Here is a 12,666-nt window from a genome sequence, read left to right on the forward strand (position 1 = left end):
CCAGATGATTTTGCTAACCAGAACATACCACCGCGTCACCTTACACAGCCTGTTGGCGGCACTGCTTATGCTTGCTGCCGGCCTGCATGCCGAACCCAGGGAACTCGACCGGGTGGTGGCGGTTGTGGATGACGATATAATCATGGAAACCGAATTGCTGGAGCGCACCGCCAGCATTCGTGCCCGCATGCGCGACCAGCAAACCCAACTGCCACCCACCGATGTGCTGTTGGAACAGGTGCTGGAGCGCATGATCGTAGAAAGCATCGAACTGCAGATGGCTGAGAAGGCCGGCATCCGGGTCAGTGACAACCAACTCAATGAAACCCTGGCCAACATCGCGCGCCAGAACAACATGACCACGGAAGCCTTTCGCGAGACTGTCCTCAGTGAAGGCATGTCCTGGCCCGCGTTACGGGACCAGATCCGCCGGGAGCTGACCGTCAACCAACTGCGCCAGCGCCGTGTCGGCGGTCGCATCCAGATTACGGACCAGGATGTCGACAACTTTCTCAATTCAGAAGTGGCCAAGACCAATCTGGCCCCGGACTATCGCCTGGGGCACATCTTGATTGCCATTGACAACCAAACCCCTCCCCAGGTAGCCGAAGAAACTGCCATGATGGTGTATCAGAAACTGCAGGACGGGGCTGATTTTGCCGCCCTGGCAGTGCGGTATTCGAGTGGTGATGCGGCCTTGTCCGGGGGCGACCTGGGCTGGCGCAAAGCCGCCCAACTGCCCACCCTGTTCTCCGATACAGTGCTGGACATGGGCGCAGGCGACGTATCCGCGCCGATTCGCAGTGCCAGTGGCTACCACATCATAAAGGTACTGGAACTGCGGGGCGGCACCGAGCAGATCGTCCAGCAGACCAAGGCCCGTCATATTCTGGTGAAGCCCAACGAGATCCGCAGCGAAACCGAAACCCGCACACTGATCGAGGATATTTACCGGCAATTACAGCAGGATCCGGATCAGTTCGAAACCCTGGCAAAAACCTACTCGGATGACCCGGGCAGCGCCCTGCAGGGTGGCAGCCTGGGCTGGGTCAACCCGGGCACCATGGTGCCCGAGTTCGAACAGCAGATGCAGGCAGCCCAAATCGGCGAAATATCGCAGCCGTTTCGCAGCGACTTTGGCTGGCACATCCTGCAGGTGGAAGAGCGTCGCAGCCAGGACATGAGTGAAGAGTTCCGCCGTAGCCGCGCCCGGCAAATGCTGCAAAAACGCCGCTTTGACGAAGAGCTGGACGGCTGGCTGCGGGAAATCCGCCAGAACGCCTATGTTGAGATCAAACTCTGAATGGATATTGCCATTACGGCCGGGGAACCCGCCGGCATCGGCCCGGATCTGGTGCTGCAACTGGCGCAACAGCAGGATTACAGCCGCTGGGTGGTGATCGCCGACCCGGACTTGCTGCAGCAGCGGGCCCGCGCCCTGGGCATTCCCATTGCCCTGCAGGACTGGCAATCCAAAACGGCAAATGCTCTGCGCGTGTTGCCGGTGAGCATGGCAGAGCCCTGTCAGCCCGGTCAGCTCAACCCCAACAATGCCCCCTATGTGCTGGCCACGTTGGATCAGGCCATTGATGGTTGTCGCCAGGGGCAGTTTGCCGCCCTGGTCACCTGTCCGGTGCAAAAATCCGTCATCAATGAAGCCGGTATCGCCTTCAGTGGCCATACCGAGTATCTGCAACAGCGCTGCGGAGTAAGCAAGGTGGTGATGATGCTGGCCACAGACGGACTGCGGGTGGCACTGGCCACTACGCACTTACCATTGCGCCAGGTGGCAGACGCGCTCAGCCAAGAAAGCCTGGAACAGGTACTGCGCGTCACACATCACAGCCTGCAAACCCAGTTTGCCATCCCCAACCCCAGAATTCTGGTATGCGGACTCAACCCCCACGCCGGCGAATCCGGCCATCTGGGGCGCGAAGAAATCGACATCATGATTCCGGTTTTGCAGCAGCTGCAGACCGAAGGTCTGGACCTGAGCCACCCCCTCCCCGCCGACACCCTGTTCACCCCCGGCTACCTGCAACAGGCGGACGCAGTGGTGGCCATGTACCATGATCAGGGGCTACCGGTACTGAAGCACATGGGATTCGGCAATGCCGTCAACATCACCCTGGGTCTGCCCATTATCCGCACCTCGGTGGATCACGGCACGGCTCTGGATCTGGCGGGCAGCGGCAGGGCCGATACCGGCAGCCTTGCCACCGCCATCGGCTACGCCCTGTCCATGGCCGCATCCCGGGGCCATTCCACTCCCCACGGAGGAGCACAGCATGGCTAAGGGCAGGAAACCCGGCTTCAGCAAGCACCAGCCACGCAAGCGATTCGGTCAGAATTTTCTGCAGGACCCTGGAGTGATTGACAACATCATCCAGTGCATCGCCCCCCAGACGGAGGATCTGATGGTGGAAATCGGCCCCGGCCTGGGGGCACTCACTGAGCACCTCATTGATCAGGTCGGGCAATTGGCGGTGGTGGAACTGGACCGGGATCTGATTCCCAATCTACGCATCAGTTTCGCCACCCGTAATAATTTTCATATTTATGAAGGGGATGCGCTCAAATTCAACTACGGCCGTATTATTGACGACCTGGGTGAACAGAAGATGCGCATTGTGGGCAACCTGCCCTACAACATCTCCACCCCCCTGCTCTTTCATCTGATCGATTACCATGACCACATCCACGACATGCACTTTATGTTGCAGAAAGAGGTGGTGGACAGAATGGCGGCCGGAGTTGGAGACAGTGCCTATGGTCGGCTGAGCATCATGATTCAGTACTATTGCCAGGTCAGCCCATTGTTCCAGGTGCCGCCCACCGCGTTCAATCCACCGCCCAAAGTGGATTCGGCCATCGTCCGGCTGGTGCCCCACACCACCCTGCCGGTGACCACCCGCTGCACCAGCAGCCTCAACAAAATCGTCACAGCGGCATTCAACCAACGGCGCAAAACCATTCGAAATGCCTTAAAATCATATGCAGATGACGCACTACTGGAGGAAGCAGGCATCCGCCCGGAGGTTCGACCCGAGCAGGTATCTCTGGCACAGTATGCCCACCTCACGGATCTCACCTTGCTGAGAGACGGCTAACCCATAAACCGTTTTTCTGCCGTCACCACAGTGAAGACCGTTACGACACTCAGGAGCCATATATTTCATGCACAGCGAGCAGGCAGCCAACGGCATTCAGGTACAGGTGAAAAGCGAATACGTACCGGATCAGTCCAGTCAGGATGAGAACCGCTATGTGTTCACCTACCACGTAATTATTGAAAACTGCGGCAACCTGCCGGCCCAACTGCTGTCCCGCCACTGGGTTATCACCGATGGAAACCAGAAAGTACAGGAGGTCCGTGGTGAAGGAGTTATCGGTGAGCAGCCTACCATCATGCCCGGTGAAACCTACGAATACAGCAGCGGGGCCGTACTGCAAACCCCGGTGGGCAGCATGCAGGGCTCCTACCAGATGATCGATGCCACCGGCCTCAAGTTTGACGCCAGGATTCCCGTGTTCACCCTGGCGACGCCCCGGGCTCTGCATTAATGGCAACCTATGCCATCGGTGACCTGCAGGGCTGCTATGAGGCCTTCCGCTGTCTGCTGCAGCAATTGCAGTTCAATCCTGACCGCGATCAGCTCTGGCTGGCGGGGGATCTGGTGAACCGCGGGCCGGATTCCCTCAAAACCCTCCAATACTGCCATGACCTGCGGGATAACCTGGTGACGGTGCTGGGCAATCACGATCTACACATGCTGGCGGTACTGGAGGGCAGCCTCAAGCCCAAACGCAAAGACACCTTCCAGGATGTTATGGCATCCGGGCGCCGGGATGTATTGGCACAATGGCTGCATCAATGCCCATTAATGCACGAGAACCAGGAATGGGTAATGAGTCACGCCGGGATCTACCCCGGCTGGGATCTGGCAACCGCCCGGCGCTGCGCCCGAGAAGTGGAAGCGGTATTACAAAGCCCCCAGCAAAGGCAGGTGTTTTTTGCCCATATGTACGGTAACGAACCCGCCCATTGGGACGAATCCCTGCAGGGACCGGACCGATGGCGGACCATCACCAACTTTTTTACCCGCATGCGGCTGATCGACGATGCCGGTAACATGGATTTCCAGTACAAGGAATCCCTGACCGATGCACCAACCGGGTTCAGCCCCTGGTTCAAATGGCACAATCGGGTGCCGATCGAAAAAGGTCTGCTGTTTGGTCACTGGGCGGCCCTGGAGGGCAAAACGGAAGATCGCAACATCATCGGGCTTGATACCGGCTGTGTCTGGGGCAATCAACTAAGCGCCTATTGTCTGGAAACAGGGCAATGGACCCGTTGTGACTGTCGGCACTGAACGGGTGACTAACAGGGTTATCCACAGCCTGATTTTCATATAAGCATCACCAGCTTTATTCCATCACTGCTTATGAAAACCGGTGCCCGATCGCTACACCCACCTGCCGGCACTCGGGGCGCTTTCAAGTGATCGATTACACAACCCAAACGGGCTTGTTGGCCGATGAAAACCCATTGCCGGACCAGCTTAAAACGTTGCCGAATGCATGTCACTACGCTGGGTAATATTTCTCGACTGAAATTATTTTTTTTTGGAAAAATCAAAATAAGTTCTTTTCTTTCAAGCGTTTTTACTTTTTCATACTAAGATATAAATAGGAAGGAATTTGATTTGGAACCTATGCCGTCTCAAAAACTCAAATTGTAAAGACCAATCGCGGTAACATGAGGTAGACCTATGAGCATATTTAGTCACTACCAGACCCGGTACGAAGTTTCGCAAGAGGAAGAATACACCCTCCAGGAATATCTGGATATTTGTAAGAACGACCCTTCTGCCTACGCCAGCGCACCCGAACGCATGCTGAAAGCCATCGGCGAACCTGAACTAGTCGATACCTCTATGGACCCGCGACTCTCCCGCATTTTTTCCAACAAAATTATTCGTCGCTATCCGGCCTTCAGTGAATTTTACGGCATGGAGGAATGCATCGAACAAATCGTTTCTTACTTCCGCCACGCTGCTCAGGGCCTGGAAGAGAAAAAACAAATTCTATATTTACTGGGCCCGGTGGGCGGTGGTAAATCCTCACTGGCAGAACGATTAAAACACCTGATCGAAAAAATACATTTTTATGCCATCAAGGATTCTCCGGTCAATGAATCGCCCCTGAATCTGTTCGCTCCGGAAGAGGACGCAGGCATTCTGGAAGAAGAGTACGGCATACCCCGACGCTACCTGAAAGGCATCATGTCGCCCTGGGCGGTAAAACGCCTGCATGAATACAACGGCGACATTTCCAAATTCAAAGTGGTAAAACTGTACCCATCCATTCTTGATCAGATTGCAGTTGCCAAAACTGAACCGGGTGATGAGAACAACCAGGACATTTCCAGCCTGGTGGGCAAAGTGGATATTCGCAAACTGGAGGAATTCGCGCAAAATGATCCCGATTGTTATGCCTTCTCCGGTGGGTTGTGCAAAGCCAATCAGGGTCTGCTGGAATTTGTGGAGATGTTCAAGGCACCCATTAAAGTCCTGCACCCGTTGTTGACCGCTACTCAGGAAGGCAACTACAACAGTACGGAAGGCATGGGCGCTATCCCGTTTGACGGCATTGTCCTGGCACACTCCAACGAATCGGAATGGCAGGCATTTCGCAACAACAAAAACAACGAAGCTTTTATCGACCGAATTTACATCGTGAAAGTGCCCTACTGCCTGCGCGTCACCGAAGAAATCAAGATTTATGAAAAGTTGCTGCAGAACAGTTCCCTGTCCAATGCCCACTGTGCACCCGATACCTTGCGTATGCTGGCCCAGTTCACCACACTGTCGCGACTGAAAGAACCGGAAAATTCCTCCATCTACTCCAAGATGCGTATCTACGATGGGGAAAACCTGAAAGACACAGACCCCAAGGCCAAGTCCTATCAGGAATACCGGGATTCCGCCGGTGTTGATGAAGGCATGGATGGTTTGTCCACCCGCTTCGCTTTCAAAATACTGTCCAAGGTATTCAACTACGATCATGCGGAAGTAGCCGCCAATCCGGTACACCTGCTGCACGTTCTGGAAAACGCCATCGACCAGGAACAATTCCCGGCCGAAACCCGGGAACGCTACCTGCGTTTTATCAAGGAATTCCTGGCGCCCCGCTACGTGGAATTCATCGGCAAGGAGATCCAGACCGCGTACCTGGAATCCTACTCGGAATATGGTCAGAATATTTTCGACCGCTATGTTACCTACGCTGACTTCTGGATTCAGGATCAGGAATACCGTGATCCCGATACTGGGGAAATCTTTGATCGCAAATCGTTGAACGATGAGCTGGAAAAAATCGAGAAACCCGCCGGCATCAGCAATCCAAAAGACTTCCGTAACGAGGTGGTGAACTTTGTACTGAGGGCCCGCGCCAACCACGCCGGCAAAAATCCCTCCTGGCTCAGTTATGAAAAACTGCGCACCGTCATAGAGAAGAAGATGTTCTCCAACACCGAAGATCTACTGCCGGTTATTTCTTTCAATCCCAAGGCATCACAAGGGGATCAGAAGAAACACGAGGACTTCGTCAAACGTATGGTGGAACGTGGTTACACCGAGAAGCAGGTACGCCTGCTGTCAGAATGGTACCTGCGGGTTCGAAAATCGCAGTAATGCGGAACATCCGCTAAGGGTGAAACAGTGTCGTATATTGTTGATCGCCGCCTGAACGGTAAAAACAAGAGCACAGTGAACCGGCAACGGTTCCTGCACCGCTACCGCAAGCACATCAAGAAAGCGGTGGATGAAGCCGTTACCAAACGCAGCATCACCGACCTGGATAGCGGCGAAAGTATTTCCATTCCACGTCGGGATATCTCAGAACCGTTCTTCCACCATGGCAAGGGCGGCAAGCGGGATATGGTTCATCCCGGCAACAAGGAATTTGTTACCGGCGACCACATTCAGCGCCCCCAGGGTGGCGGTGGTGGCAGTGGCGGTGGCGAAGGCGATGCCAGCGACAGCGGCGAAGGTATCGATGATTTTGTGTTCCAGATCAGCCAGGATGAGTTCCTCGATTTTCTGTTTGAAGACCTGGAACTGCCCAATCTGGTGAAGCGCCAGTTGCAGGGCATTGAATCTTTCAAATACGTGCGCGCCGGGGTAGTGAATGAAGGCAATCCGGCCAAGATCAACGTGGTACGCTCCATGCGCCAGGCTACCAGTCGCCGCATTGCGCTGTCCGCATCCAGTCGACGACGCCTGCGCAAATTTGAAGAGGAGCTGCAGGCACTGCAGGAACAGGATCCCGTACTGCGGGACAAACGCAAAGAACAGGAACTGGAAGAAGAGATCGCCAAACTGCGCCGCCGGATCAACAAAATCCCCTTTATCGATGACATCGATCTGCGCTATAACCTGCACCTGAAGCAACCCAAACCCACCTCCAAGGCCGTCATGTTCTGCCTGATGGACGTATCCGGCTCGATGAATCAAGCCATGAAGGATATGGCGAAACGCTTCTTTATCCTGTTGTACATGTTCCTGAAGCGCAACTACGAAAAAATTGAAGTGGTATTTATCCGCCACCACACCAGCGCCAAGGAAGTCGATGAAGAAGAGTTTTTCTATTCTCGGGAAACCGGCGGCACCATCGTCTCCAGCGCGTTGAAGATGATGCGCGACATCATGCAGGATCGCTACCCCGCTGATGAGTGGAATATTTATGGCGCTCAGGCCTCCGATGGTGACAACTGGAACGATGATTCCCCCACCTGCCGTGAAATTCTCATCAAGGATATTTTGCCGCAGGTACAATACTACTCATACATTGAGATTAACCCGCGTCGACATCAGGCTTTATGGCGGGAGTACGAAACCATTGAAGCCACCATTGAACACTTTGCCATGCAGCAAATCAGTGACCCCGGTGACATCTATCCGGTGTTTCGTGAGCTGTTTCAACGCAAGGAAACCAAAAGGGCCAGTTAGTAAACTGTGATTGCCTATGACTGAACGCACTCCAATCTCAACCGGGTCAGACTGGACTTTCGAATTGATTCAGGACTACGACCGTGAAATCGGCCGCGTTGCCAAAGACTTTGGCCTGGACACCTACCCCAACCAGATCGAGATAATCTCCGCCGAACAAATGCTCGATGCCTATTCTTCCGTGGGCATGCCCGTGGGCTACAACCACTGGTCCTACGGCAAGCATTTTGTCAGCAACGAGCAACACTACCGGCGCGGCCAGATGGGATTGGCCTATGAGATCGTCATCAACTCCAATCCCTGTATTGCCTATCTCATGGAAGAAAACACCATGATGATGCAGGCCCTGGTGATTGCACACGCCTGCTACGGCCATAATTCCTTTTTCAAAGGCAACTATCTGTTCCGCACCTGGACTGATGCCTCATCCATTATCGACTATCTGGTATTTGCCAAGAATTACATCATGCGCTGCGAAGAACGTTACGGTGTGAATGAAGTGGAGGCGATACTGGATTCCTGCCATGCCCTGATGAACTATGGTGTGGATCGCTACAAACGCCCTTACCCAATTTCCGCGGAACAGGAAAAACAGCGTCAGCGCGAGCGTGAAGAATACCTCCAGAAACAGGTCAATGAATTGTGGAAAACCATTCCGCTGATGGGCGACAAGGAAGACAGCCACGACATCAAACGCTTCCCGGAAGAACCACAGGAAAACCTGCTCTATTTTATTGAGAAAAATGCTCCCTTGCTGGAATCCTGGCAACGGGAAGTCGTGCGCATCGTGCGCAAGATTGCCCAGTACTTTTATCCACAGCGTCAAACCCAGGTCATGAACGAAGGTTGGGCCACCTTCTGGCACTACACACTGCTCAACAAGCTCTACGAAGAAGGCAAGGTCACCGATGGCTTCATGCTGGAATTCCTGCAATCCCATACTTCTGTGGTCTACCAACCGCCTTTCGACAGCAAGTTCTACAGTGGTATCAACCCCTATGCACTGGGCTTCAACATGATGCAGGATATTCGCCGTATCTGTGAAAACCCCACCCCGGAAGACAAAAAGTGGTTCCCGGAAATCGCCGGCAGCAATTGGCAGGAAACCCTGACCTTTGCCATGCAGAACTTCAAAGACGAAAGCTTTGTGCAGCAGTTTCTGTCACCCAAAATCATTCGGGAATTTAAATTCTTTGCCCTCAACGATGACGACAAGGAAAAGGATCTCCACATCACGGCAATTCATGATGATCCAGGGTATCGCGATGTGCGGGAAGCGCTCTCCAAGCAATACAATTTGTCGATGAACGAACCCAACATTCAGGTTTACAACGTGAACGTTCGAGGTGACCGTTCCATTACACTACGCCACGTACGCCATAATCGACGACCATTGGAGCAGGAGTCTGCCGAAGAAGTGCTGAAACATCTGCACCGACTGTGGAAATTCGATGTCGTGCTGGAGTCCGTACAGGACAACACCGTTATGGATACCATTAAATGCGGTGCCAATGGCATTGAGAAAAAATCCACAGACGTGGATGAGGATGAAGAGGAACTGAGCCTGATTCAGCGTGTCTGATCAGGCCTCAGTACAGCGCAGCAACCACGCCAGCATCTGTTGAGTAACCTCTTCGGCCACATAGTCATGCAGTAGATCATGACGCGCGTCATACAGTTTCATTTGTGACCCGGGATGGGATTGCGCAGCATACAGTCTTTGCGCGGCATGGGGGTCCACCAATTCATCGTCACTGCCCTGCAACACCAGAATGGGTAAGTTACGGGCGCAGAAAGCCTCCAGCTGTTGAGCGCACTCATTGTTGGCCTGCATCAATGCCAGTCCGGTGCCGAATTCCAACTTGCCATGGTAGAGCAGCGAATCCTGATCATAGGCACGTTGCTGGGCCGGTACCGACGTCATCATGTGGGCCGCCTTCAATTGTAACAGCTTGACGTGCGGCACCCAGGTACCCAGGCGCCGGGTCAACCATCGCTTCCACTGCGGAATTCTTGGGCTTACCCCCAGGGCCGCACTGTTAAACACCAAGCTCGTCAGCCGCTCTGGATAGCGCAACGCATAATGAAACGCCAGACAACCCCCCATGCTGTGGCCCACCAGAAAGACCGGTCCAGCAAGGGATTTCACCAGGCTGTGCAGATCCTCGATTAATATGGAAAAGTCATCCACCCGCCCGCGGGGGCCAGATGAGAGTCCGTGGCCTGTGAACTCGGGAATCAGTACCCGGAAGCCGGCTTGATGTATTCGTTCCCCGGTTGAGTGATAGCGGCCACCGTGATCGCCCCAGCCATGCAAAAACAGGACAGTACCACGATCACCCGCTTCACCTGATTCAAGTGAGTAGAGATTACAGACATAACCACTCAACGATTGAAACGATATCCTTGACCACATAACGCTTCCTGCTTTAAACACGAAAACGTCAGTCTAATGGGGCGCCGGCAGCAAGCACATTGCTGCAACGCCCCGGTGCCCTCGTCGGCCCGGCCAATCACCCATGGTTATTCGGTACAAAGACCACAGTCACTCCAGTCTCTTTCAAACTCTCGCCGAAACAATTCCGGTAAGAAGCGTGGTAAAAACTGCATCTCCTGAATAGCATGTTCCCCCAGGCTGCGGGAAAACCCCGGCATCACCAGGTCAAAGAAACTCGGCACAGTAAAAATGGAGCGCATCACAATACCATCTCCAGATTCATTATCCTGATACTCATGAATCATCCGCTGGGGAAAAATCCCCCTTAACGCCTTAAGATCGGTCTTGGCATAGATCCAGTGATCGTATTCCACTTGCCCGATTGCACCCTCCGCTTCTAACCAGGTAATCAGCAAGTTGGATTTATAGGGGCCGATGTATTCACTCACCAATTGCACGGCGCCGACGGAATACGCCAGTTCATCGGCCTGAGCGGGCGGTTCAAGCCACTCGAAACTCACATGGGCAGTGGGATGCCAACGCTGGTAGCGGGCAGTGGAGTTGATGTTGTCCCACCACCAGTCCAGCATGTCCGCTGTGATACCGGCGATTTCCTGTTCCACAATAATGCGCTTTTTGAGCCAACCGTCAGCCTCAAACCGAACATTACCCCGGCTTAACAGCGTGCCTTCGATGTATTCCTGCTGGAAAGCTTCAGGCAAAAAACCATTGAGGTTTGCCAGGCTGCTTTCCACAATGGCCCCGATCCCGGCACTATAGCCTGGGTAAGCAGCGTCGATCATGGCAGGTAACGCATAACTAACACGCACCACAGTCCCCCTGCCATACGGGTCCGCCACGTAGTCATAACGCAGTAACCCCACGCCCAGATCAGGGTAACCGGGAAAGCGTATCCGCGCCATAAAGCGGTGATCCTCATCCAGGCAGCGGGTAGGGCCGGGTGGCACAGCGAAAGCCCACTCCGCTTCCACCGCTTGCCCGGCCACCATCTGCACGGTATCCAGCACTGCCCCCACGGCATAGTCCAGGGTTTCAAAGGAGGCCGGGGGCACTTGCCAATACGCAGACTGATTCGCCTGTGGATGCCAGCGCTGGAAATAATCGTTGCTCGCCATATTGTTCCACCACCAGTCGAGCATTTCCGGCCTGACCCCCTCCAGTACCTGCTCTATCACCACCACCTGCTGATCGCCATTGGCGGGCATGCGATATTCCCCCAAATGGGCCTGCGCCGACGCCACCAGCCCCCACCATACCAGGATCACTAACCATGCTCTGCGATATAGCATCGTGCCTACCCCTCTCATCACTTTATGCACTTGTTATGTTCGATGCGGATGATTCGTTGTTCCGTATCGGCCTTATGCTTTATATTATCCATATGGATAATATAAAGCAATCGCCCACTGCACCGGTTCTCAGCCCCTTGCCACCCCGCTATACTTCCCCCCGAATGCATTCAGCGCCACACCAACCAGCAGGAACCACCCGCCCGTGACCAACGACCGCCGTAAAAGGGGAAAACAAAGCGCCGAAGCGGCCGCCCACACCCGGCAGGAAATCATCACCGCAGCCACCGAATGCTTCTCCAGGCAGGGTTACGAAGCCACCACACTGCGCGGGATTGCCCAGGCAACAGGGCTGACTCACGGCTCATTGCGGCACCATTTCGGCAGTAAACTGGACATATGGAGGGCGGTGGCGGATACCGTTCTGGAGCACTACCAATCCCACATGCTTCCGATCCTGCAGGATGCCACGCAGATGGAAACCCCCCTGCAGGCCTTCAAGCAGGTGGTGGAAAGCTTCATTCGTGTATCGTATTCCGATCCGATGCTGGCCCGCCTGTTGATGGGCGAGACCGCCACAGACAATGAACGCGCAGACTACGTCAGGGCCAACTTTCTCTCTCTGCACACCCCCATTGGTCTGCTGTTTGAACGGGCCAGAGAACAATGCCCCTGGTTAAACCAACACACCAATGACACCTTTTTCCTCGCCCTGTTAAGCCTCACGTTCTTTCCCTTGATCGTACCTGGTGTGCAGCAGTTACTCGACAAACAGCCCGGCAAAGCACCACAACAACAAGTGGAGCGCATCATGGGCATCCTGTTCGGACCTGTTCATTCCGGCCCATAGACTCTGCATTCGGGTTAAAAATCTTGGTATTCACTTTCGCTGGCGATACCGCTACCT

Annotated in this window: 11 protein-coding genes; 9 read left to right on the plus strand and 2 right to left on the minus strand. The window is 54.3% G+C overall.

All coding sequences use genetic code 11. The features are described from left to right. Positions 1-10 precede the first annotated feature (10 nt). The 8 genes from D9N13_RS20970 (at position 11) to D9N13_RS21005 (ending at position 9,594) form a co-directional block, all read left to right on the plus strand. Positions 11-1,303, plus strand: coding sequence for a peptidylprolyl isomerase (locus D9N13_RS20970; protein WP_290593924.1), 1,293 nt, complete (start codon positions 11-13; stop codon positions 1,301-1,303). Beyond that, complete coding sequence (gene pdxA, locus D9N13_RS20975) at positions 1,304-2,296, plus strand: 4-hydroxythreonine-4-phosphate dehydrogenase PdxA (protein ID WP_290593925.1); 993 nt, start codon at positions 1,304-1,306, stop codon at positions 2,294-2,296. Next, positions 2,289-3,110 carry a 16S rRNA (adenine(1518)-N(6)/adenine(1519)-N(6))-dimethyltransferase RsmA gene (rsmA, locus tag D9N13_RS20980; protein WP_290593926.1) on the plus strand — a complete coding sequence of 274 codons (822 nt, stop codon included), beginning with the start codon at positions 2,289-2,291 and terminating at the stop codon, positions 3,108-3,110. The genes pdxA and rsmA overlap by 8 nt, the downstream gene beginning before the upstream one ends. A gap of 67 nt (positions 3,111-3,177) precedes the next feature. After that, on the plus strand, positions 3,178-3,564 hold the full coding sequence (apaG, locus tag D9N13_RS20985; protein ID WP_290593927.1) for a Co2+/Mg2+ efflux protein ApaG: 387 nt from the start codon (positions 3,178-3,180) through the stop codon (positions 3,562-3,564). After that, positions 3,564-4,373: a symmetrical bis(5'-nucleosyl)-tetraphosphatase gene (locus D9N13_RS20990; protein ID WP_290593928.1), complete on the plus strand. Its 810-nt coding sequence runs from the start codon at positions 3,564-3,566 to the stop codon at positions 4,371-4,373. The genes apaG and D9N13_RS20990 overlap by 1 nt, the downstream gene beginning before the upstream one ends. Before the next feature lie 399 nt (positions 4,374-4,772). Further along, on the plus strand, positions 4,773-6,695 hold the full coding sequence (locus D9N13_RS20995; RefSeq protein ID WP_290593929.1) for a PrkA family serine protein kinase: 1,923 nt from the start codon (positions 4,773-4,775) through the stop codon (positions 6,693-6,695). Positions 6,696-6,722: 27 nt separating this feature from the next. Beyond that, positions 6,723-8,012, plus strand: a complete 1,290-nt coding sequence (locus D9N13_RS21000) for a YeaH/YhbH family protein (RefSeq protein WP_290593930.1) — start codon at positions 6,723-6,725, stop codon at positions 8,010-8,012. Between the two features lie 16 nt (positions 8,013-8,028). After that, on the plus strand, positions 8,029-9,594 hold the full coding sequence (locus tag D9N13_RS21005) for a SpoVR family protein (protein ID WP_290593931.1): 1,566 nt from the start codon (positions 8,029-8,031) through the stop codon (positions 9,592-9,594). Here the strand turns inward: D9N13_RS21005 and D9N13_RS21010 are convergent, their stop codons facing one another. Together D9N13_RS21010 and D9N13_RS21015 are read right to left on the minus strand one after the other, a co-directional pair. Then, complete coding sequence (locus D9N13_RS21010; protein ID WP_290593932.1) at positions 9,595-10,428, minus strand: alpha/beta hydrolase; 834 nt, start codon at positions 10,426-10,428, stop codon at positions 9,595-9,597. A 107-nt stretch (positions 10,429-10,535) separates the two neighbouring features. Then, a complete protein-coding gene (locus D9N13_RS21015) occupies positions 10,536-11,759 on the minus strand; it encodes a DAPG hydrolase family protein (RefSeq protein WP_290593933.1) in 1,224 nt (407 codons plus the stop codon). Between the two features lie 205 nt (positions 11,760-11,964). Between D9N13_RS21015 and D9N13_RS21020 the strand changes: the two genes are divergently transcribed. Beyond that, positions 11,965-12,609, plus strand: coding sequence for a TetR/AcrR family transcriptional regulator (locus D9N13_RS21020; protein ID WP_290593934.1), 645 nt, complete (start codon positions 11,965-11,967; stop codon positions 12,607-12,609). Positions 12,610-12,666 lie beyond the last annotated feature (57 nt).

The sequence above is a fragment of the Ketobacter sp. GenoA1 genome, from assembly GCF_003671475.1.
Taxonomy (GTDB): Bacteria; Pseudomonadota; Gammaproteobacteria; order Pseudomonadales; family Ketobacteraceae; genus Ketobacter.